The following is a 20,883-nucleotide window of genomic DNA, read 5'->3' on the forward strand; positions in this document are numbered from 1 at the left end:
CGGTCCGGCGCTCTCCGGGACGGGCTCAGGTCAGGTCGGACAGCCACTGCTCGACGCCCGCCACGTGCACCGTGGACCAGGACCGGGCCAGCTCGGTCTGGCGGGCGGCCAGGGCGTCGACGATCGCCCGGTGCTCGGCGACGGTCCGCTCCACGGCCCCGCCCTGCGTGATACCGCGCCAGATGCGCACCCGCACGGTGGGACCGGCGAGCGTGTCGAGCAGTCGGGCGAGGTAGGCGTTGCCCGAGGCGCGGGCGATGGCGCGGTGGAACGCCAGGTCGTGCTCGACCAGCTCCTCGACCGACCGGGCCGCCTCGGCGGCGTCGCACAGGGCGCGCAGCGCGGCGACCTCCTCGGGGCCGACGCGCTGCGCCGCCATCGCCGCGGCGGCGGGTTCGAGGATGCGCCGGACCTGGAGCACCTCCAGCACCGAGTCCTCACCGCGGTGCAGGTCGAGCACGAACGACAGCGCGCCGAGCAGGTCGTCGGCCCGCAGGCTGGACACGTACGTGCCGTCGCCCTGCCGCACGTCCAGCACCCTGACCAGCGACAACGCCTTGACGGCCTCGCGCAGGGAGTTCCGGGACAGGCCGAGCCGCCCGGCCAGGTCGGCCTCGCGCGGAAGTCGGTCGCCCGGCTTGAGCTCGCCGGAGACGATCATCTCCTTGACGCGCAGGATCGCGTCGTCGGTCACTGCCACGGCGTCCTCGACTCGTCCGGTAGACCTCGGATGTCTGACACCAAGTATGGGGCACCGGGAGCGCCGCCCCCGACGACCCGCCAGTCCCGGTCCTTCCCGGTCCGCTCGCCGGACATTAACTGATCTTCACTATATTCGGTTATCTTATAACCACACGTGACGGCGTCCACCGCTTGCGGTCATAATGGTCTGGACCATTGAGGAGGGACCTTGGACACGGTTGTCGCAGCTCCGCGAGCACTGCTAGGTCGCACCATCACCGGTCCAGCCAGCGTGCGCGTGCGCGCGGGCCGGATCGTCGAGGTCGTCCCGGGCGCGCCGCCCGAGGGCGCCGAGGTGCTGACCGGCGGCCTGCTCACCCCGGGCCTGGTGGACGTGCAGGTGAACGGGGCGGTCGGCGTCGACTTCGCCGAGGTCGACCCGGTGGGCATGGCGGCGGTGGCGCGAGCGCTCCCGCAGACCGGCGTGACCCGCTTCCTGCCGACCCTGATCACCGCGCCGGTGCCGGTCGCGATCCGGCAGGCCCGCGCCGTGCTGGCCGCTGCCGCGACCCTGCCCGAGCAGGCCGGCGCCAAGCCGCTCGGCGTGCACCTGGAGGGGCCGTTCCTGTCGCCGAAGCGCGCGGGCGTGCACGACCCGGCGCTGATGGTGGCGCCGGGGCCGGAGGTGCTCGACGAGCTGCTGGACGACGAGGTGCTGCGCCGCGCCCTGCGCATGGTGACCCTCGCCCCCGAGCGGCCCGGCGGCATGGAGGCGGTCCGCCGCCTCGCCGAGGCGGGCGTGCTGGTGGCGGTCGGCCACAGCGACGCCACCGGCGAGCAGACCAGGGCCGCCGCCGAGGCGGGCGCGCGCATGGTGACGCACCTGTTCAACGCCCAGCGCCCGCTCGGCCACCGCGAACCGGGCGTGCCCGGCGTGGCCCTGGTGGACGACCGCTTCACGCTCGGCCTCATCGCCGACCTGGCGCACGTGGGCCCGGACGTCTGCCGCCTGGTGTTCAACGCCGCGGGCCACCGCGTGGCCCTGGTGACCGACGCCGTGGCCGCCGCCGGCATGCCGCCCGGCCGCTACCAGCTGGGCGGCGCGGACGTGCTGCTCACCGAGGACGGCGTGCCGCGTTCGCCGGAGGGCACGATCGCCGGCAGCGCCCTCACCCTGGACCGCGCGGTGCGCAACATCGTGTCGGTCGGCGTGGCCGAGGCGGACGCCCTGGCGTCGGCGACGATCATCCCGGCGGACGCCATCGGCGAACCCACCCTCGGCCGCCTGGAGGCGGGCGCCGTGGCGGATCTCGTCTGGTGGGACGACGACCTCCGCCCCCGCAAGGTCTGGGTGGACGGCGAAGTGGTCTTCGACAGCTCGGTCGAACTGGCCCAGGCCTCGGTGGGCCTGGCCGCGGCGGGCCAGTAGCGGCCGGTGGGACGTCGAAAGGCCCGAGGGCTCGCGCCCCCGGGCCTCTTCGTCGTCCAAGCCCTCCGCCCGAACGCAGGACCCACCGGTCCCGGACGTCGGACTCTCGGGTCCCGGACGTCGGACTCTCGCGGGTCGGGGTTACGACTCGCGAGAGTCCAACGTCCGGGGCGGGCGAGTCGTGCGTTCAGGTCGGGCGAGTCCGACGTTCGGGACCGGTGGGTCCTGCGTTCGGGACCGGTGGGTCCTGCGTTCGGGTCAGCGGGTGCGGGTGACCTTGTTGAGACCGCGCGGGCTGTCCGGGTCGCCGCCGCGAGCCAGGGAGAGGCCGTGGGCGATGCGCTGCACCGGGAGGATCTCCAGGATCGGCGCCACCTCCTCGGCCGTCTCCGCCACGGGCACGCGCAGCGCCGCCGGCACCCGGTCCGCGCCCGAGCCGATGGCCACCACGTCGGCCCCGCGACCGTGCACCACGTCCAGCACGTCGTGCAGCGCGTCCCCGCCGCGACCGCGACTGGTGATCGCCAGCACGGCCGTCTCGCCGTCGACCGCCGCCACCGGACCGTGCAGCAGGTCCGCGCCGCTGTACGCGCGCGCCGCCAGGTACGAGGTCTCGGCCAGCTTCAGCGCCGACTCCAGCGCCGTCGGCAGCGAGTAGCCGCGCCCGGTCGTCAGCACCCGGTCCACGAAGCGGTAGCGCCGCACGGCCTCGGCCACCGCCTCCGCCGACAGGTCCAGCGTGGCCGCGGCCTGCTCGCCGATCGACGCCACGGCCTCGCCGTCACCGCCGCGGACCGCGTCGACCAGCAGGTACAGCGCGAGCAGCGTCGCCGAGTACGTCTTCGTCGCCGCCACGGCCCGCTCGACGCCCGCGCCGACGTCCACCGACAGCTCGGCCGCCGCGTTCAGCGGCGAGTCGGAGGTGTTCGTCACCGCCACGGTGAGCGCGCCCCGCTCCCGCGCGGACTGGGTGACCTCCAGCAGGTCGGGCGACCCGCCGGACTGCGACACCGACACCAGGAGCACGTCGCGCAGGTCCGGCCGCGCCCCGTACAGGGTGGTCGTGGACGGCGACACCAGCCCGGCGGGCACCTGGAGCAGCACCTCGGTCAGGTACTTCGCGTACAGCGCCGCGTGGTCGGACGAGCCGCGCGCCGCGAACAGCACGAACCGCGGCTGCCGGTCGCGGATGACCTCGGCGACGGGGGCGAACCCGCCCCGCCTCGCGACGAGGTCGGTGAAGATCGCGGGCTGTTGGCCGATCTCGGCCGCCATGTGCCCGCCGGGCTGGTCGCTCATCGGTCTCCCTACTCAGGTGCCGGCGGCGGCGATGCGCTCTGCCGCGGCGCGCAGGCACACGCGTGAACCGCCGTGGGTGTCGACGCGGCCGGCCGTGCCCAGGTCGGGACCCGGCACGCCCGTCTCGACGTGGACGAGGTCTAGACCAATCTTAACCAGCGCGGACACCAGGTCGCGAGCCCACGCGTGGCGGTGTGCCTCACGCGTCACCACCACGACGGTACGGCCCGACGCGACCGCCGCAACCTCGTCCGCGGACGAGGAGGGCGGCAGCACGGTCGTCCCCGGCACCAGCTCCGACAAGTACGGCCCGAGGCCCCACGGCACGTCGCCCACCGCGATCGACGCCTCCACCGCCAGGTCCAGCACCACGGGCGCGCCGGACACCCGCAGGTCCCCGCGCACCTCCAGCGCCGCGCGGGCCGCCTTCAGGCCCAACGACGGGTCGTGCCCGTCCACCGACGACGGGGGAGTGCCGAGCGCCGCGGTCCGCCGCGCCGCCTCCTCCAGCCGCTCCCGCGGCAGCACGCCGGACTCCACGGCCGCCACGATGCTGTCGACCAGCCACCGCAGCCCGTCGTCGTCCAGCGGCTCGCCGCCCAGGCACAGCGCGTCGACGCCCGCCACCAGCGCCCGCACCGACCCCTCGGCCAGGTCCCCGCCGACGGCCTTCATGTCCAGCCCGTCGGTGATCACCGCGCCGGTGAACCCCAGGTCCTCCCGCAGCACGCGCAGCGCCCGCGGGTTGAGCGTCGCGGGCTCCGGACCCCACTCCGGCACGACCAGGTGCCCGGTCATGACCGACCGCACGCCCGCCTGCACGGCCGCCCGGAACGGCACGAACTCCACCGCCGCCAGCTCCGCCGCCGACCGGGGCAGCACGGGCAGCGCCGCGTGCGAGTCCACCGTGGACGCGCCGTGGCCGGGGAAGTGCTTCGCGCACGCCGCCACGCCCACCGCCTGCATGCCCTCCACGAACGCGGCCACGTGCCCGCCCGCCGCGACCGGGTCCGAGCCGAACGACCGCACGCCGATCACCGGGTCGTCCAGCGTCAGCACCAGGTCCGCCGACGGCGCGAGGTTCAGGCTCACCCCGCACGCCGCCAGCCGCGACCCGATGGACGCCGCGACCTCGCGGGTCAGGCCCAGGTCGCCGGCCGCGCCGAGGGCGTGGTTGCCCGGCACCTCCGAGCCCCGGCCGTAGTCGAGGCGGGTGACGTCGCCGCCCTCCTCGTCGATGCCGACCACGACGTCCGCGCGCGCACCCCGCAGCTGCGCGTTCAACGCCGTGACCTGGGCGTCGGTCTCCTCGGCGGTGCCGGCCACGACGTTGCGGCCGAACAGCACCACGCCGCCGAGCCCGTCCGCCACCCGCTTCAACAGCCAGTCCGGGGCCGCGGTCCCGTGGAACCCCGGCAGCAGGACGCCCGACGCGAGCCGGTGCAACGACATGCGGTTCCTACCCCTTCACCGCACCGGCGGTGACACCGGTGACCATCTTGCGCTGCACGATCAGGAAGAACACCAGCACCGGCAGGGTGAACAGGGCGGACGCCGCCATCGCGCCACCCCAGTCGGTGCCGAAGTTGGTCTGGAACCCCGACAGCCACACCGGCAGGGTCTCCTTGGTCTGGTCCTTCATCAGCGACAGCGCGAACAGGAACTCGTTCCACGCCGTCACGAAGGCGAACACCGAGGTGGCGACCAGGCCGGGGCCCAGCAGCGGCAGCGTGACGCGGCGGAACGCGCCCCACCGGCCGCAGCCGTCGACCATCGCCGCCTCCTCCAGCTCCAGCGGGATGCCGTTGACGAACCCGCGCAGCGTCCACGCGCAGAACGGCAGCGTCACCGCGAAGTAGATCAGCGCCAGCGCGGGCAGCCGGTCGAGCAGGTCGAGGTCGCGCATCATCAGGAACATCGGGATGAGCAGCGCCTCGAACGGCGCCATCTGCGCCACCAGCATCATCATCACGAAGCCCTTGCGGCCCCGGAACCGCATCCGGGACAGCGCCACGGCCGCCAGCAGGCCCACGACCAGTGCCGCGGCCACCGCCGACAACGTCACCAGCAGGCTGTTGCCCAGCGCGGAGAGGAACCCGGGCTTCGTCCACGCGGTCACGAAGTTCGAGATCGTCACCGAGAACGGGATCAGGTCGTACCCGCTGGTCAGCATCTCGCCGCGCGGCTTGAGCGCGGTCGAGACCATCCAGTAGGTGGGGAACGCGAAGAACAGCGCCACGACCAGCGCGACGACGTTCCCCGTCACCTTCTTGGCGATCACAGCGCACCCTCCTGGGAACGGACCAGCCTGCGCAGGTACTGGAACGTCAGCAGCGCCAGCAGCGCCACCATCACCACGGAGATCGCCGCGGCCACGCCGAAGTGGCTCTTGGAGATGCCCTCCAGGTACTGGTAGACGGCGAGCGTGGTGCTGCCGCCGTCCGGGCCGCCCCGCTTCATGGCCCAGATCTGCGCGAACACCTTGAAGTCCCACAGCAGGGACAGGAACGTCACCATCAGCAGCAGCGGCCGCAGCTCGGGCCACGTGACCGCGCGGAACGTCTGCCACGCCGACGCGCCGTCGATGCCCGCCGCCTCGTACCGGTCCTTCGGGATGCCGATGGCCCCCGCGTAGAGGGAGAACGCCAGGAACGGGATCGCCTGCCACACGATCAGCAGCCCGATCACGGCCAGCGTCGAGGTGCCGGTGGAGAACCACGAGTGCCCGGCGAACGAGTCGAACCCGACCTTCACCAGGGTCTTGTTCAGGATGCCGTACTGCTGGTCGAAGATCCACTGGTAGACGGTGGTGGCCGCGAGCAGCGGCATCGCCCACGCCAGCAGCATCGCGACCTGGAGCACGACCCGCACGACCGGGCTGATCACGCGCATGAGCAGCGCGATCATCAGCCCCGCCAGGACGGACGCGCCCACCACGACCGCCGTGAACACGACCGTGCGCAGCGTGATCGCCCAGAAGTCCGGGTCGCCGAGGATTTCGGTGTAGTTGTCCAGGCCGGTCCACACGACCTCGCCGCGGGTCAGCTCGCGCAGGTTGAGCCTGCGGAAGCTCGTGACCAGGACGGAGAGGACCGGCCAGCCGATCAACCAGAGGACGGCCACCAGCGCGGGGGCCAGCAGCAGGTAGGGCAGCGCCCGGTCGAAGGCGCCGCCCCGACGGCGCGGCGCGCCGTCCGGATGCGCGGCACGCCGCGGTGCCGACGGGGGAACCGTCGGCACCGCGGCGTCGGTCGTGTCCACGGCCGTCATGCGCTCGTCAGCCCGCCAGTGTCTTCGACAGCGAGGCGTTGGCGTCCGAGGTGGCCTGGTCCAGCGACTTCGCGCCGGTCAGGTACGCGGTCAGCATGTCCTTCAGCGGGTTCTGGCCCGCCTCGACCGCGGCCCACGCCGGGGTGGTCGGGGTGACCTTGCCGCCGGGGGCGGACTCCGCCAGCGCCTTGCCGACCGGGTTGGTGGCCAGCTTCGCCGTGTCGGTCGAGGTGCCGGGCACCGCACCGCTCTCGGCCAGCATGTCCTGGTACTTCTTGCCGCTCAGCAGCTTGAGGTAGTCCTTGGCCAGGTCGATGTTCTTGGAGCCGGCCGGGATCGCCAGGTTCGAGCCGCCGAGGAACACCGGGGCGACCTCGCCCGCCGTCTTGGACGGGATCGGGAACGCCGAGGTCTTGTCCTTCAGGTCCGGGTTGGCCTTGACGGCGCCCGCCAGCTCCCACGGCAGGCCGACCATCATGCCGACCTTGCCCGTGCCGAACACCTCCATCTGCTGCGGGGTGGCCTCGTCGGCGTCCTTCGGGGCCTTGGTGCCCGAGGCGTCGACCAGCTTCTTGTAGAACTCCAGGCCGGCCTTGGCCTCGGGGGTGTCGAGCGCGCCGGCCCACGCGGAGCCCTGCGGCTTCGCCACGTCGCCGCCCTCGTCCCAGATCAACGACAGCAGCACGTACCAGGACTGGCCCGGCAGGTAGACCGACTGGAACTCCGGGTCGGCCGCGTTGGCCGCCTTGAGCTTCTCGGCCGCGGCGACCCACTCGTCGCGCGAGGTGGGCGGGGAGGCGATGCCCGCGGCCTCGAACAGGTCGGTCCGGTAGATGACCGTGCGGTTCGCGGCGTAGAACGGCATGCCGTACTGCTTGCCGTCCCAGGTCAGCGAGTCCTTGAGGCCCCCGAGCCACTGGTCGCCGTTGAGGTCGGAGAGGTCGCCGCTGAGGTCCGCGAGGGTCTCCTCAGCCGCGAACTTCGCCGTCTGGGTGTTGCCCAGCTCGATGATGTCCGGCGGGTTGTTGCTGGTCAGAGCGGTGGTCAGCTTCTCCTGGATGCCGCCCCACTTCTGGACCTCGTACTTGACGGTGACGCCGGGGTGCGAGTCCTGGAACTCCTTGTTCAGCGCGTCGGTCAAGGTGGTCGGCGCGGAGCCGTCCATCAACCAGACCGTCAGCGTCTTCGGTTCACCGGAGTCGCTGCCGCTGTCGGAGCTCGTGCCACACCCGGCCACGGCCACCGACAGTGCGGCGGCACCTACGGCGAGTCCTCTCCAGCCCTTCACGTGTGCGCCCTTTCCCAATGCCCGGTCCCGATGACCGAAGCGCCCAAAGTGGTGTAGACCAATGCGGCCTAGAGTGTGCCCCGCCACAGGGCATGTCAAGGCCGTTGCTGGACCGTTGCAAAGTCATCGGACCAATTTCTCGGGGGTTGTCGGGGGTTCGGGACCACGATCCGACCCGGACAGGGCATCCTGTGTCTGGGAGCGCTAGCAAGGTCGAGGAGGAAGGCATGCTCGAAACGAGCCCTGCATCCGGCGTGGACGCCAGGTCCCGCGCGCAGCGCGAGCCGAAGTACTGGGGCCTCAAGCGGCACCTGCTCGACCTCCTGCGCGCGTTGCCGCCCGGGTCGCCGATCCCGACCGAGAGGTCGTTGGCCGCGGAGTTCGACGTCTCGCGCACGACGGTCCGGCAAGCGCTTGCCGAGCTGACCGTCGAGGGGCGGCTGCTGCGCGTGCAGGGCAAGGGCACGTTCGCGGCCGAGCCGAAGGTGGCGCAACGCCTCCAGCTGTCCTCGTACACAGAGGACATGAAGGCGCAGGGCAGGCTGCCGTCGTCGCGCCTGGTGGAGGCGTCCGAGATGGCCGCCGAGGCCGAGTTGGCGAGGCTGCTGGGCGTCCGGGCGGGCGCCAAGGTGCTGCGCCTGCACCGGCTGCGGCTGGCCGACGGCGAGCCGATGGCGATCGAGACGACCCACCTGGCCCTGGGCAGGTTCCGCGGCCTGCGCCGCTACCTGGCCCCGGGCGCGTCGCTGTACCAGGTGCTGCGCGAGCGGTTCGGCGTCGAGATGGGACACGCGGAGGAGACCATCGAGACCGCGCTGGCCTCACCGGAGGAGGCCGAGCTGCTCGGGGCGGACATCGGCCTGCCGATGCTGCTGCTGTCGCGGCACTCGTTCGACACCGAGGGCAACCCGGTGGAGTGGGTGCGCTCGGTCTACCGGGGGGACCGCTACAAGTTCGTCGCCACCCTGAACCGGCCCGCCGACTAGCCCGGCCCCGTCAGGCAGGTTCGGCCCCGAAGCCCCCACCACGGCGACCCGCCACCACACTGGGCGGGTGGCGCAGACGGTGGTGTGGGGCACGGGTCGGGCCAGGGCCGTGCTGGCGACGACGATCCTCGGCTCGGGCCTGGCGATGCTCGACAGCACGATCGTCAACGTGGCCCTGCCGCACATCGGCGCCGAGCTGGGCTCGTCCGTCGCGGGCCTCCAGTGGGTGCTCGACGGCTACCTGCTGTCGCTGGCCGCGCTGGTCCTGGTCGCGGGCTCGCTGGGCGACCGCTACGGCCGCCGCCGCGTCTTCACCGCCGGCGTGCTCTGGTTCGGCGTCGCGTCCCTGCTCTGCGGGCTCGCCCCGACCACGGAACTGCTGGTCGTCGCCCGCGTCCTGCAGGGCGTCGGCGGCGCGCTGCTCACGCCGGGGTCGCTCGCGATCCTCCAGTCGGTGTTCACCCGGGCGGACCGGGCGAAGGCGATCGGCGCCTGGTCCGGCCTGTCCGGCGTGGCCGCGGCGGTCGGGCCGCTGGTCGGCGGCCTGCTGGTGCAGGCGTGGTCGTGGCGGCCGGCGTTCCTGGTCAACCTGCCGCTCGCCGCGGTGTGCGTGTGGCTGGCCCGCCGCCACGTGCCGGAGTCACGGGACGAGGAATCATCCGATCACCCGAACATCGCCGACTCAGTCATCGGAGCACTGGGACTGACCGGGATCACCGCCGCACTGGTCGAGGCGCCGGTGCGCGGACCCGACGCCCTCGTCCTGTCCGCCGCGGTGGTCGGGGTGGCCGGCCTGGTGGCGTTCGTCGTCCGCCAGGTCCGCGGGCGCGACCCGCTCGTCCCGCCCCATTTGTTCAGCGATCGAACATTCGTGCTGGCCAACGCCCTGACGTTCCTGGTCTACGCGGCCCTGACCGGCGTGACGGTGCTGATGGTGCTCCAGCTCCAGGTGTCGCTGCACTACACGCCCACGGCGGCGGGCCTGGCGGGCCTGCCCATCACGGCGATCATGCTGGTGCTGTCCGCGCGCGCCGGGAACCTCGCGCAGCGCATCGGCCCGAAGGCCCAACTCATCGGAGGACCGATCGTCATCGGCGTCGGCATGCTCATGCTGCGGTGGGCGGAGCCGGGCGCGTCGTACTGGACGGGCGTGCTGCCCGGTGTCGTCGTGTTCGGCCTGGGCCTGGCCGCGGTGGTGGCCCCGGTGACGGCGACCGCGCTGGCCGCCGCCCCGGACCGGTACGCGGGGGTCGCCTCGGGCGTGAACAACGCGGTCGCCCGCACCGGGGGCCTGGTCGCGGTGGCCGTGCTGCCGGCCGTCGCGGGGCTGAGCGGCGGCGCCTACGCCGACCCGACCGCCCTGACGGAGGGGTGGCGGACGGCGCTGCTGGTGTGCGCGGGCGCGGCCGTCGCCGGCGGTCTGCTCGCGCTCGGCGCCGACAACGGCGTGCTCGGCGCCGCCGCGACCCGCGACGACCCGGACCCGGCCGACTCACCCCCGACGCGGGTCGGCCCCTGACGGCTCCCGCCGGACCAGCTCGGCGAACACCTCGGGGTCGACGTTCCCGCCGGACAGCACGACCGCCGTCGGACCCGCGGGCCGCTCCCGCAGCGCCGCCGCGAACGCCACCGCGCCGCTGGGCTCCACGACCAGCCTGGCCTCCCGCGCCAGCCGGCCGACCGCCGCCGCGATCTCCTCCTCCGACACCGTCAGCAGGTCGTCCGCGTACGCCCGGATGTGCGCGAACGTCAGCTCGGACGGCTCGGCCCGCAGGCCGTCGGCGATCGTCCGCGCCCGGTCCGCGGGGGACCACCGCACCAGCGAACCGGCCCGGAACGAGGCCGCCGCGTCACCGGCCAGCTCCGGCTCCACGCCGACGACGCGCGTGCCGGGCGACAGCGCCTTCACCGCGGTGGCCACCCCGGACAGCAGCCCGCCGCCGCTGACCGGCACCAGCACGGTCGCCACGTCCGGCAGGTCGGCCACCACCTCCAGGCCCACGGTGCCCTGCCCGGCGATGACGTCGGGGTGGTCGAACGGCGGGATCAGCGTCGCCCCGAGGGAAGCGACCAACTCGGCGGCCCGCGACTCCCGCAGCGCCATCGGCACCAGCACGACCTCCGCGCCGAGCGCCCGCGTCGCCTCCACCTTCACCCGCGGCGCCGTGTCGGGCACGACGATCGTCGCGGGCACCCCGAACCGCTTCGCCGCGTACGCCACGGCCTGCGCGTGGTTGCCGCTGGAGTAGGCGACGACGCCGCGCGCCCGCACGTCCTCGGGCAGCCGGGCCAGCGCGTGGTACGCGCCGCGGACCTTGAACGCGCCGACGGGCTGGAGGCTCTCCGGCTTGAGCCACAGCCCGCCGGTCCCGTCCCACCCCTCGTCGCCGAAGCGCAGCAGCGGGGTGCGCACGGCGGCGGGGGCGATCAGCCCGGCGGCGGAGCGGATGTCGGAGATCGTCACGAGTGCCATGTGGCGATCCTCGCTCGGGATCGGTCCAGTGCGGCGCGCCGGGTCCCCCCACCGGCCCGGGCCCGTTGATTCGATACCCGGTCGAACGCGGAAACTCCTGCGGTCCCGCTCGCCTGGCCCAGCAGCTTTCACACGTCCGAGGCGGAAATCGCCGAATCACTTACATCTGGCAAAACCGCCCGAATCGGTGATCGAATAACTACCTTGAGTGAGAGTTAACTGTCAAACGCTACACAGCGCAGTTGATTTGACGTGGGCTGTGACACACTTTCGCCTCAGATGGCCTGAACCGTCATAGGTAACAGGGTCATAACGTAGCTCGAACGGGTGACTACTGGCCGGTACAGGCCGGGGAGGAGGGCCTGATGCGGACGCGCGGAGGCCCGTTCACGACGTTCGGTGCGACTTCGGAGACCGGCCCGACACCCGGGACGGGAAATGGAGGGGTGGGGCGACCCCTGCCGCCGCCCCACCACCCGTCCCCCTAGAGCCCCCGAGAGCGGTCCCTGCAACCAGGCTCTCGGGTTCCCTGCACCCGAAGATGAGGGAGACGCCTAATGAACCGCACGAGTGCGGCCCGCCTTGCCGCGGCTGCCTTGCTCGCCGCCGGCGCAGCTACAGCACTAAGCGTACCGGCGATTGCGGACACCGCCGCACCGTATGGCGGAAGCTCCTCCGACACGGAGAGCTACCCCGCCGAGTTGCTCCAAGCGGCGCAACGCGACCTCGGCCTGACCGCCGAACAGGTCACCGCCCGTCTGGCGAGCGACTCCCGCTCCGGTGAGCTGGAGTCCTCCGCCAAGGCGGCCGTGGGCGCCGCCTACGCGGGTTCCTGGATCAACGCCGCGACGGGCAAGCTCGTCGTCGCGGTGACCGACGCGGCCAAGGTGGACGCGGCCCGCGCCGCGGGCGCCGACGCCAGGTTCGTCGCCTTCTCGCACCAGCAGCTCACCTCCGCCAAGTCGTCGATCGACGGCATGGCCGCCCCGAAGTCGATCACCGGCTGGCGGGTGGACGAGCAGACCAACTCGGTCGTCGTCGAGGTGAACCGGCACCAGCGCGACGCCGCGGCCGACGCGTTCGTCGCGTCCGCCAGGTCGCTCAGCCCGTCGGTGCGGGTCGTCGAGGTCGACGAGTCCCCGACCACCCTGTACGACACCCGCGGTGGTGACGCCTACTACATCGGCAGCGGCCGGTGCTCGGTGGGCTTCGCCGTCTCGGGCGGCTTCGTGACCGCCGGCCACTGCGGCCGCACGGGCGCCGCGACGACCGGCTACAACCGCGTCTCGCAGGGCACGTTCGCGGGTTCCTCGTTCCCCGGCAACGACTACGCCTGGGTGCGCACGAACTCCAACTGGACGTCCCGCCCGTGGGTCAACCGCTACAACGGCTCCAACGTCACCGTGACCGGCTCCACGTCGGCGGCGGTCGGCGCGGCGATCTGCCGCTCCGGCTCCACCACCGGCTGGCGCTGCGGCACCGTCCAGGCCAAGAACTCGACGGTGAACTACCCGCAGGGCACGGTGTCGGGCCTGACCCGCACGAACGCCTGCGCCGAGCCCGGTGACTCGGGTGGTTCGTGGGTGGCGGGCTCCGGCTACAGCCAGGCCCAGGGCGTGACCTCCGGCGGTTCGGGCAACTGCTCCTCCGGCGGCACGACCTACTTCCAGCCGGTCGGCGAGATCCTCAGCGCCTACGGCCTGAGCCTGACCCGCGGCTAGAGCGGCACACCGGTACGCGGTCGTCGCCCCCTGCAAGGACCGCGCACCGATCGAACGAGGACACCCCCCGGACACCGGTCCGGGGGGTGTCCCCCTTCCCCACGACCACCGGCGCCGACGCCCCACCGGGTCACGCCGGCGGCGTGCCGCCCAACCGCACCGTCAACCAGGCCGCGGCCTCGCGCGGGTCCTCGGCCTCGGTGACGGCGCGCACCACCACGACCCGCTCGGCGCCCGCCGCCAGCACCTCGGGCAGCCGCGCCCGGTCGATGCCGCCGATGGCGAACCACGGCCTCCCCGCGCCCCCCGTCGCGGCCGTGGCGCGCACCAGGTCCAGCCCCGGCGCGGGCCGGCCCGGCTTGGTCGGCGTCGGCCAGCACGGCCCCGTGCAGAAGTAGTCCACGCCCGGCTCGACGGCCGCCGCGCGCGCCTGCGCCACGTCGTGCGTGGAGCGGCCGATCACCACGTCCTCGCCCACGACCCGGCGGGCGAGCGGCACCGGCAGGTCGTCCTGGCCCAGGTGCAGCACGTCGGCGTCCACGGCCAGCGCCACGTCGGCGCGGTCGTTCACCGCGAGCAGCGCGCCGTGCCGGGCGCACGCCTCCGCCAGCACCTCCAGCGCCGCGATCTCCCGCTTCGCCTCGATCCCCTTGTCCCGCAGCTGGACCACGTCCACGCCGCCCGCGAGCGCCGCGTCGGCGAACTCCGCGAGGTCCGGCCGGTCGGGGGTGCAGAGGTAGAGCCGTGCGTCGGCGAGCCGCCGCCTGATCCGCGTTCCGTCGAGTCCTGGCACGGCCGCACGGTAACCGCCGCGTCGTCGCGTGCGCTACGGTGGACGCGGTCCGCACGGGAGCCCGGAGGACACCGGGCTGAGAGGGAGCGTGGTCCGCTCCGACCGTCGAACCTGATCCGGGTCATGCCGGCGCAGGGAGCGTGAGTGCCTTGGTCCAACGGGTGACCGTCGTCGGCGGCGGTGTCATCGGCCTGTCCGCCGCCTGGTTCGCGGCACGCGACGGCCACGCCGTCGCGGTCGTCGACCGCCCCTCGCCGCACGGCGGCTCCTGGGTGGCGGGCGGCATGCTCGCGCCGATCACCGAGGCGTGGCCCGGCGACGAGGACGTGCTGCGCCTGGGCGTCGAGTCCCTGGCCCTGTGGCCGGGGTTCGCCCGCGACCTGGGCGTGGACCTCAGCCCCGTCGGCACCCTCCAGGTGGCCGTGGACCGCGCCGACGTCGAGGTCCTCGACCAGCTGTGCGCCCACCTCGCCGGCCTGGGCCGCACCTCGACCCGCCTGAGCACCCGCGAGCTCCGCGCCCTCGAACCCGGCCTGGGCAACGTCCGGGGCGGGCTGTCCGTGCCGGGCGACCTGGCCGTGGACAACCGGGCCCTGCTGCGGGCGCTGCGCGACGCCTGCGCCGCCGCCGGGGTGCGGTTCACCGACGCCCGGGAGCCCGCCGACGTGACCGTCATCGCGGCCGGCGCGTGGAGCCGCGACCTGCACCCCGCGCTGCGCACCGTGATCCGGCCCGTGAAGGGCGAGATCCTGCGCCTGGAGGCGCGTCCCGGCGCACTGCCCCCGCCACGGCACACGATCCGCGCCCACGTCTCCGGCCGCCCCGTCTACCTGGTGCCCCGCACCGGAGGGTTCGTCCTCGGCGCCACCCAGTACGAGGCCGGTTTCGACGGCGCCGTCACCGCGGGCGGCGTGCGCGACCTGCTGCGCGACGCCGAGGTCGTGTGGCCGGGCGTCGCCGAGTACGCGCTGGTCGAGATCGCCGCCGGGTTCCGCGCGGGCAGCCCCGACAACGCGCCCGTCGTGGACTGGCTCGAACCCGGGGTGCTGGCCGCGACCGGTCACCACCGCAACGGACTGCTGCTCGCGCCCGTCACGGCGCGGCGCGTGCTCACCCTGCTCCGCGAGGGAGGAAACGGCTGATGGAGGCCAAGGTCAACGGCACGGTGCGGGAACTGGCCGACGGCGCGACCGTGGCGACCGTGCTGGCCCTGCTGGGCGCGCCGCCCACCGGCGTCGCGGTCGCGGTGGACGGCGAGGTCGTGCCGCGCGCCGCGTGGGCGACGACCGGGGTGCCCGACGGCGCGGCCGTCGAGGTGCTGACCGCGGTGCAGGGAGGGTGACGTGGACGACCCGCTGGTGATCGCCGGCCGCGAGTTCGACTCCCGCCTGGTGATGGGCACCGGTGGCGCGGCGAACCTGTCGGTGCTCGAACGCGCCCTCGTCGCGTCCGGCACGCGGCTGACCACGGTGGCGATGCGCCGCCTCGACCCCGCCGGCGGCGGCGTGCTGGACCTGCTGACCCGCCTGGGCGTCGAGGCCCTGCCCAACACCGCCGGCTGCCGCACCGCCGCCGAGGCCGTGCTGACCGCCCGGCTGGCCCGCGAGGCGCTGGGCACGAACTGGGTGAAGCTGGAGGTCGTCGCCGACGAGCAGACCCTGCTGCCCGACCCGGTGGAGCTGCTGGACGCCGCCGAGCGGCTCGTCGACGACGGGTTCGTCGTGCTGCCCTACACCAACGACGACCCGGTGCTGGCGCTGCGCCTGGAGCAGGCGGGCTGCGCCGCCGTCATGCCGCTGGGCTCGCCGATCGGCACGGGCCTCGGCATCCGCAACCCGCACAACGTGGAGCTGATCGTGTCGCGGGCCTCGGTGCCGGTGATCCTCGACGCCGGTGTCGGCACCGCCTCCGACGCCGCCCTGGCCATGGAGCTGGGCTGCTCGGCGGTGCTGCTGGCGACCGCCGTCACCCGCGCGCAGGACCCGGAGCGCATGGCCGCCGCCATGCGCCACGCGGTGGAGGCGGGACGGCTCGCGCGGTTGGCGGGCCGCATCCCCAAGCGGTTCTGGGCGCACGCGTCGAGCCCGGAGGTCGTCCGGCCCGGGGCGTGAGCAGGTCTCAGCGGTAGGACGATTGCGCGGCACGGCATGATGGATGACCACCGTGTCCGTCTGCCCGAGGAGGAACGTGCCGTGACGGCCGACCAGGTCGACCCGGTGGAGGACGCCACCGCCCGGCTCTTCCTCGCCATCGGCAGGCTCTCCCGGCTGCTGCGCCGCACCGGGTCCCCGGGGCTGGGGCCCGGGGCGGTGTCCGCGCTCGCCACGCTGACGCGCTGCGGCCCCATGCGGCTCGGCGACCTGGCCGCGAAGGAGGGCGTCGCCCCGCCGACGCTGTCCCGCATCGTCGCCGCCCTGGTGGAAGCGGGCTACGTGAAGCGCGACCCCGACCCGCAGGACGGCCGCGCCTGGCTCGCCACCCCCACCCCGGAGGGCGAGACGATGGTGTCCGGCGTCCGCTCCGCGCGGGTCCGCGAGCTCCAGCGCAGGATCGAGGAGCTCACGCCCGAGCACCGCGACGCGCTGCTCGACGCCCTGCCCGCGCTGGAGGTGCTGGTCGGCGAGGTCAGCTGACCCCGCGCGCCCCGCGCGGCACCGACACGGGCATCAGCGCGACGTCCGGAGTTCCACGCTGCGCGGGGCGTCCACGCAGGTCAGACCCGGCGCCCACGCCTCGACCACGGCCGGGTCGTCCAGGCCCCGGCGCAGCACCGCCCCCGCCCGCCGCACGGCGGGCGCGAACCCCTGCAACCTGATCCCGAACGACCCGTACGCGTCGAACAGCAGCTCGCCGCCGGTGAACCGGTCCACGACCCGCCGCACCGGCCCGCGCACGTCCTCCTCGGTGAGGTACACGGTCAGGCCCTCGGCGACGACCACCACCGGCCGGTCGGCGGGCACCTCGTCCAGCCACCCCGCCGACGTGACGGAGGCGTGCACCAGCCGAGCCGGTAGTCGCCGGGCGGCGCGGGCAGCAGCCGCTCCCGCAGCGCCGCCACCTCGGGCAGCTCCACGTCCACCCGCCGCACGCCCCCGCCGAACGCCACCCGCCGCGCCCGCGTGTCCAACCCGCATGCCAGGTGCAGCACGGTCGCCGACGGGTGCGCCGCCAGGAACTCGCGCGTCCACCCGTCGAGCAGCTTGGCGCGCATCGCGACCCCGGCGGCCGTGCCCGCGTTGATGCCGGTCCGCCCGAAGGCGTACTCGATGCGCCCGACGGCCTCCAGGGCCGCCGCGTCGCCCAGGACGGGACGTGCCGCGCGGGCGTCGAGCGCCCGCGCGTACAACGTCGCCGGCATGGTCTCGGGGGCGCCGGTCAGGTCGACCTCCACCCCCCTGACGCTAGCCCTCCGCGTCCGGCAGCCGCCACAGCGGCGACACCGGACCCACCCCGCCGCCCAGCGGGTACGACGCGGCCACCGACCGGACCACGAAGTCCTTGCCGAACCGCACCGCCTCCGGCACCGACTCGCCCCGCGCCAACCGCGAGCAGATCGCCGACGCCAGCGTGTCGCCGGAGCCGTGCGTGTGCTCCACGTCGTAGCGCGGACCCAGGAACTCGACGAACTCCGACCCGTCGAACAGCACGTCCAGGCACTCCGGGTCGTCCCACAGGTGCCCGCCCTTGACCAGCACCCACTCCGACCCGTACGCGTGCAGCGCCTCGGCGGCCTTGCGCTGGTCGGCCCGGCTGCGCACCTCGATGCCGGTGATCAGCCGCACCTCGTCCAGGTTCGGCGTGACCAGCGTCGCCCGCGGGAACAGCAGGGTCCGCAGCGCCTCCAGCGCGTCGTCGGCCAGCAGTTGGTGGCCGTGCATCGACGCGGCCACCGGGTCCACCACGAACGGCCCGACGTCCACCCGGTCCACGGCCCCGGCGACGGCCTCGATGATCGCCGCCGACGCCAGCATGCCGGTCTTGGTCGCGCCGATCCCGATGTCGGTGGCCACCGCCTCGATCTGCGCGGCCACCACCTCCGCCGGGATCTCGGTGAACCCGGAGACGCCCAGCGAGTTCTGCACGGTCACCGCCGTGACGGCGGTCATGCCGTGCACCCCGCACGCGAACAGGGTCCGCAGGTCGGCCTGGAGCCCCGCGCCGCCGCCGGAGTCGGACCCGGCGATGGTGAGGACCCTGGGCGGCGTGACCGCCCCCACCCCGCCCCTCACCGGTCCACGACCGGCAGGTAGACCTTGTTGCCCCGGTCGGAGAACTCGTGCGACTTCTCGTCCATACCCGCCTCGATCGCCTCCACAGTGGACAGTCCGCGTTCCTCAGCGTACCGCCGCACGTCCTGGGTGATCTTCATGGAGCAGAACTTCGGCCCGCACATCGAGCAGAAGTGCGCGGTCTTCGCCGGCGCGGCGGGCAGCGTCTCGTCGTGGAACGACCGCGCCGTGTCCGGGTCCAGCGACAGGTTGAACTGGTCCTCCCAGCGGAACTCGAACCGCGCCCTCGACAGCGCGTCGTCCCAGTCCTGCGCCCCCGGGTGGCCCTTGGCCAGGTCCGCCGAGTGCGCCGCGATCTTGTACGTGATCACGCCCGTCTTCACGTCGTCCCGGTTCGGCAGCCCCAGGTGCTCCTTCGGGGTCACGTAGCACAGCATCGCCGTGCCCAGCCAGCCGATCTGCGCCGCCCCGATCGCCGAGGTGATGTGGTCGTAGGCGGGCGCGATGTCCGTGGCCAGCGGCCCGAGGGTGTAGAACGGCGCCTCGCCGCACCACTCCTCCTCCAACCGCACGTTCTCCGCGATCTTGTGCATCGGCACGTGACCCGGCCCCTCGATCATCACCTGCACGTCGTGGCCGCGCGCGACGTGCGTCAGCTCGCCCAGCGTCCGCAGCTCCGCGAACTGCGCCTCGTCGTTGGCGTCCGCGATCGACCCCGGCCGCAGCCCGTCACCCAGCGAGAACGTCACGTCGTAGGTCCGCAGGATCTCGCACAGCTCCTCGAAGTGCGTGTAGAGGAAGCTCTCCCGGTGGTGCGCCAGGCACCACGCCGCCATGATCGACCCGCCGCGCGACACGATGCCCGTCACGCGCCGCGCCGTCAGCGGCACGTACCGCAGCAGCACGCCCGCGTGCACCGTCATGTAGTCCACGCCCTGCTCGGCCTGCTCGACCACGGTGTCCCGGTAGACCTCCCACGACAGCTTCGCCGGGTCGCCGTCCACCTTCTCCAGTGCCTGGTAGATCGGCACCGTCCCGATCGGCACCGGCGAGTTCCGCACGATCCACTCGCGCGTCTCGTGGATGCGCTTGCCGGTCGACAGGTCCATGACGGTGTCGGCGCCCCACCTCGTCGCCCACACCATCTTCTCCACCTCCTCCTCGATCGAGGAGGACACCGCCGAGTTCCCGATGTTCGCGTTGACCTTGACCAGGAACTTCTTGCCGATGATCATCGGCTCGGCCTCGGGGTGGTTCCGGTTGAGCGGGATCACCGCCCGCCCGGACGCCACCTCCTCGCGCACGAACCCCGGGTCCATCCGCTCCCGCGCCGCCACGAACCGCATCTCGGGCGTGACGATCCCCGCCCGCGCGTACGCCAGCTGCGTCACCGCGCCGTCCACCGGCCCGCGTCCGGCCAGCCACCCCTCCCGCAGCCGCGGAAGTCCACTGTGGACGTCGATGGTCGCGTCGACGTCGGTGTACGGCCCGGAAGTGTCGTACAGGTCGACGTGCTCGCCGTTGGTCAGCCCCACCCTGCGGAAGGGCACCCGCACGTCCTCGTCCACCTGGACGTGGACCTTGCGCGAGCCGGAGATCGGCCCCGTGGTGACGCTGGGCCGGACCGAACGGTCGTCGAGTGCCGTCACGACATTTCCTCCCTACGCCGGCATTACCCGGTCAGGTTCAGGCGGTCGGCGGCACCGGGGTCGCGAACACCCCAGCCGCCCTCTCAGCCCGCTGTGGCGCGAGCTCCCGCGTGTGTTGAGTTGTCCGCCCGACCATAGCCACGCCCCGACGCCGGTGCCAAGGTGCGGATGCCAAGGACCACCGTTTGCGCGTACCTTGCACGCGTGGCTGATCACCAGCCGTTCCCGCCCGGCGCGCGGCGCGTGGCACGCCCCGCCGCCGTCTCGCCGTGCCCGTCGTGCGGCGACCTCGCGGGACGCGGCTACCCCACCTGCCGCTTCTGCGCCGAACTCGTGGACCAGTACTGGCTGCTCGACTGGCAGGAGCTGCTCGCCGCCGAGCAGCTCGCCGAGGGCGGCGCGGGCGAGCGCGAACTCGCCGAACTCGTCCTCGCCGACCAGGTCGGGCGCCACCCGTGGACCTGCACCGACTGGGCGATGACCCTGGTCAGCTGCTCCCAGTGCGGCGAGGAACTGGCCACCGGCCCCGTCGACTGCGTCCGCTGCGCCATGGCCGACGGCCTGCGCTGGTCCTGGGACCACGGCGGCCACCCCACCTCCATCACGGCGGGCGAGCACGCCCTCCGCGTGGCCAGGGCGGCCCTCCGCGCACCCCACCGGCGACGCGGGCCCGTCGTGCTCGGCTGGCGCCTGCTGATGCCGTTCCTGCTGGTCGGGGAACTGCCGACGGTCGGTCAGGTGCGGCGCGTCCGGGCGGCCGTCCTCGCCGGCGCGTACGCCGAGCTGGCCGCCTGCACCAGCCACGGCGACCTCACCGGGTACCCGGAGCTGCCGTGGCGCCGCCCCGAGCGCCCGCCGCGCGCCGAGCACCAGGCGAAGCCCCCGCGCGACCGGGCGGCCGACGCGCTCCCGGACCCGGTCGAGCCCGCGGCCGACCCGGTCTAGCTGTACTGCCCTGGGAGGTTGTGGGCGGTCCGACACGTAGTCGGATGATGTTGGAATGAGGGAGGGCCTCCGGGTTCGGTGTGGATTGCGACGTCTACACCAAACCGACGGAGGCCCTCG

General features: G+C 73.6%; 21 protein-coding genes and 1 riboswitch. Of the genes, 9 read left to right on the forward strand and 12 right to left on the reverse strand.

Annotated elements, in window-relative coordinates; translation table 11 throughout:
- Positions 1 to 25: 25 nt before the first annotated feature.
- Positions 26 to 700 carry a FadR/GntR family transcriptional regulator gene (locus CKY47_RS05495; RefSeq protein ID WP_306744485.1) on the reverse strand — a complete coding sequence of 225 codons (675 nt, stop codon included), beginning with the start codon at positions 698 to 700 and terminating at the stop codon, positions 26 to 28.
- A gap of 273 nt (positions 701 to 973) precedes the next feature.
- Between CKY47_RS05495 and nagA the strand changes: the two genes are divergently transcribed.
- Complete coding sequence (gene nagA, locus CKY47_RS05500) at positions 974 to 2,110, forward strand: N-acetylglucosamine-6-phosphate deacetylase (protein WP_306744486.1); 1,137 nt, start codon at positions 974 to 976, stop codon at positions 2,108 to 2,110.
- A gap of 258 nt (positions 2,111 to 2,368) precedes the next feature.
- On the opposite strand, the gene CKY47_RS05505 is transcribed toward nagA, so the two are convergent.
- Genes CKY47_RS05505 through CKY47_RS05525 form a run of 5 tightly spaced genes read right to left on the reverse strand, consistent with a single transcriptional unit; the run spans position 2,369 to position 7,967 of the window.
- A complete protein-coding gene (locus CKY47_RS05505; RefSeq protein WP_306744487.1) occupies positions 2,369 to 3,409 on the reverse strand; it encodes an SIS domain-containing protein in 1,041 nt (346 codons plus the stop codon).
- A 12-nt stretch (positions 3,410 to 3,421) separates the two neighbouring features.
- Positions 3,422 to 4,861 carry a glycoside hydrolase family 3 protein gene (locus tag CKY47_RS05510; protein ID WP_306744488.1) on the reverse strand — a complete coding sequence of 480 codons (1,440 nt, stop codon included), beginning with the start codon at positions 4,859 to 4,861 and terminating at the stop codon, positions 3,422 to 3,424.
- 7 nt (positions 4,862 to 4,868) lie between these two features.
- Positions 4,869 to 5,690, reverse strand: coding sequence for a carbohydrate ABC transporter permease (locus tag CKY47_RS05515; RefSeq protein WP_306744489.1), 822 nt, complete (start codon positions 5,688 to 5,690; stop codon positions 4,869 to 4,871).
- The gene (locus tag CKY47_RS05520; protein ID WP_306744490.1) at positions 5,687 to 6,679 is read right to left on the reverse strand and encodes a carbohydrate ABC transporter permease; all 993 of its coding nucleotides are present in this window, start codon (positions 6,677 to 6,679) and stop codon (positions 5,687 to 5,689) included. Before CKY47_RS05520 ends, CKY47_RS05515 begins: the two co-directional genes overlap by 4 nt.
- Before the next feature lie 7 nt (positions 6,680 to 6,686).
- The gene (locus tag CKY47_RS05525; protein ID WP_306744491.1) at positions 6,687 to 7,967 is read right to left on the reverse strand and encodes a sugar ABC transporter substrate-binding protein; all 1,281 of its coding nucleotides are present in this window, start codon (positions 7,965 to 7,967) and stop codon (positions 6,687 to 6,689) included.
- Between the two features lie 227 nt (positions 7,968 to 8,194).
- Between CKY47_RS05525 and CKY47_RS05530 the strand changes: the two genes are divergently transcribed.
- Both CKY47_RS05530 and CKY47_RS05535 read left to right on the forward strand, forming a co-directional pair.
- A complete protein-coding gene (locus tag CKY47_RS05530; RefSeq protein ID WP_306744492.1) occupies positions 8,195 to 8,953 on the forward strand; it encodes a GntR family transcriptional regulator in 759 nt (252 codons plus the stop codon).
- 67 nt (positions 8,954 to 9,020) lie between these two features.
- Positions 9,021 to 10,472, forward strand: coding sequence for an MFS transporter (locus tag CKY47_RS05535; protein WP_306744493.1), 1,452 nt, complete (start codon positions 9,021 to 9,023; stop codon positions 10,470 to 10,472).
- Here CKY47_RS05535 and CKY47_RS05540 read toward each other — a convergent pair.
- A complete protein-coding gene (locus tag CKY47_RS05540; RefSeq protein WP_306744494.1) occupies positions 10,446 to 11,426 on the reverse strand; it encodes a threonine ammonia-lyase in 981 nt (326 codons plus the stop codon). The two genes, CKY47_RS05535 and CKY47_RS05540, sit on opposite strands and share 27 nt — an antisense overlap.
- A gap of 701 nt (positions 11,427 to 12,127) precedes the next feature.
- Here CKY47_RS05540 and CKY47_RS05545 point away from each other — a divergent pair.
- The gene (locus CKY47_RS05545; RefSeq protein ID WP_306744495.1) at positions 12,128 to 13,147 is read left to right on the forward strand and encodes a S1 family peptidase; all 1,020 of its coding nucleotides are present in this window, start codon (positions 12,128 to 12,130) and stop codon (positions 13,145 to 13,147) included.
- 130 nt (positions 13,148 to 13,277) lie between these two features.
- Here CKY47_RS05545 and thiE read toward each other — a convergent pair whose 3' ends face one another.
- Positions 13,278 to 13,940 carry a thiamine phosphate synthase gene (gene thiE, locus CKY47_RS05550; RefSeq protein WP_306744496.1) on the reverse strand — a complete coding sequence of 221 codons (663 nt, stop codon included), beginning with the start codon at positions 13,938 to 13,940 and terminating at the stop codon, positions 13,278 to 13,280.
- Between the two features lie 43 nt (positions 13,941 to 13,983).
- Positions 13,984 to 14,095, forward strand: a riboswitch (TPP riboswitch).
- Here thiE and thiO point away from each other — a divergent pair.
- The 4 genes from thiO to CKY47_RS05570 all read left to right on the forward strand — a co-directional run bounded on the left by thiO (position 14,081) and on the right by CKY47_RS05570 (position 16,573).
- The gene (thiO, locus tag CKY47_RS05555; protein ID WP_371320612.1) at positions 14,081 to 15,082 is read left to right on the forward strand and encodes a glycine oxidase ThiO; all 1,002 of its coding nucleotides are present in this window, start codon (positions 14,081 to 14,083) and stop codon (positions 15,080 to 15,082) included. Its footprint overlaps the riboswitch before it by 15 nt.
- A complete protein-coding gene (thiS, locus tag CKY47_RS05560; protein ID WP_306744497.1) occupies positions 15,082 to 15,282 on the forward strand; it encodes a sulfur carrier protein ThiS in 201 nt (66 codons plus the stop codon). The genes thiO and thiS overlap by 1 nt, the downstream gene beginning before the upstream one ends.
- Position 15,283: 1 nt before the next feature.
- Positions 15,284 to 16,051, forward strand: a complete 768-nt coding sequence (thiG, locus tag CKY47_RS05565; RefSeq protein ID WP_306744498.1) for a thiazole synthase — start codon at positions 15,284 to 15,286, stop codon at positions 16,049 to 16,051.
- A gap of 81 nt (positions 16,052 to 16,132) precedes the next feature.
- A complete protein-coding gene (locus CKY47_RS05570; protein ID WP_306744499.1) occupies positions 16,133 to 16,573 on the forward strand; it encodes a MarR family winged helix-turn-helix transcriptional regulator in 441 nt (146 codons plus the stop codon).
- Positions 16,574 to 16,606: 33 nt separating this feature from the next.
- Here the strand turns inward: CKY47_RS05570 and CKY47_RS05575 are convergent, their stop codons facing one another.
- From CKY47_RS05575 to thiC, 4 genes are read right to left on the reverse strand one after another with little or no spacing between them, the layout of a single operon-like run.
- Positions 16,607 to 16,900 carry a hypothetical protein gene (locus tag CKY47_RS05575; RefSeq protein ID WP_306744500.1) on the reverse strand — a complete coding sequence of 98 codons (294 nt, stop codon included), beginning with the start codon at positions 16,898 to 16,900 and terminating at the stop codon, positions 16,607 to 16,609.
- The gene (locus tag CKY47_RS05580) at positions 16,858 to 17,331 is read right to left on the reverse strand and encodes a class I SAM-dependent methyltransferase (protein WP_306744501.1); all 474 of its coding nucleotides are present in this window, start codon (positions 17,329 to 17,331) and stop codon (positions 16,858 to 16,860) included. The genes CKY47_RS05575 and CKY47_RS05580 overlap by 43 nt, the downstream gene beginning before the upstream one ends.
- A 10-nt stretch (positions 17,332 to 17,341) precedes the next feature.
- Complete coding sequence (thiD, locus tag CKY47_RS05585) at positions 17,342 to 18,169, reverse strand: bifunctional hydroxymethylpyrimidine kinase/phosphomethylpyrimidine kinase (protein WP_306744502.1); 828 nt, start codon at positions 18,167 to 18,169, stop codon at positions 17,342 to 17,344.
- Positions 18,166 to 19,818, reverse strand: a complete 1,653-nt coding sequence (gene thiC / locus CKY47_RS05590) for a phosphomethylpyrimidine synthase ThiC (RefSeq protein WP_306744503.1) — start codon at positions 19,816 to 19,818, stop codon at positions 18,166 to 18,168. The genes thiD and thiC overlap by 4 nt, the downstream gene beginning before the upstream one ends.
- A 204-nt stretch (positions 19,819 to 20,022) precedes the next feature.
- On the opposite strand from thiC, the gene CKY47_RS05595 reads away from it, so the two are divergent.
- A complete protein-coding gene (locus tag CKY47_RS05595; protein WP_306744504.1) occupies positions 20,023 to 20,763 on the forward strand; it encodes a hypothetical protein in 741 nt (246 codons plus the stop codon).
- Positions 20,764 to 20,883: the final 120 nt, after the last annotated feature.

Source organism: Saccharothrix longispora (genome assembly GCF_030852425.1).
GTDB classification, from domain to species: domain Bacteria; phylum Actinomycetota; class Actinomycetes; order Mycobacteriales; family Pseudonocardiaceae; genus Actinosynnema; species Actinosynnema longispora.

Excerpts from the sequence above, each read along its gene's own strand:
- CKY47_RS05505 (WP_306744487.1), bottom strand. The coding sequence starts at position 3,409 with ATGAGCGACCAGCCCGGCGGGCACATGGCGGCCGAGATCGGCCAACAG.
- CKY47_RS05510 (WP_306744488.1), bottom strand. The coding sequence starts at position 4,861 with ATGTCGTTGCACCGGCTCGCGTCGGGCGTCCTGCTGCCGGGGTTCCAC.
- CKY47_RS05520 (WP_306744490.1), bottom strand. The coding sequence starts at position 6,679 with ATGACGGCCGTGGACACGACCGACGCCGCGGTGCCGACGGTTCCCCCG.
- CKY47_RS05530 (WP_306744492.1), top strand. The coding sequence starts at position 8,195 with ATGCTCGAAACGAGCCCTGCATCCGGCGTGGACGCCAGGTCCCGCGCG.
- CKY47_RS05540 (WP_306744494.1), bottom strand. The coding sequence starts at position 11,426 with ATGGCACTCGTGACGATCTCCGACATCCGCTCCGCCGCCGGGCTGATC.
- thiS (WP_306744497.1), top strand. The coding sequence starts at position 15,082 with ATGGAGGCCAAGGTCAACGGCACGGTGCGGGAACTGGCCGACGGCGCG.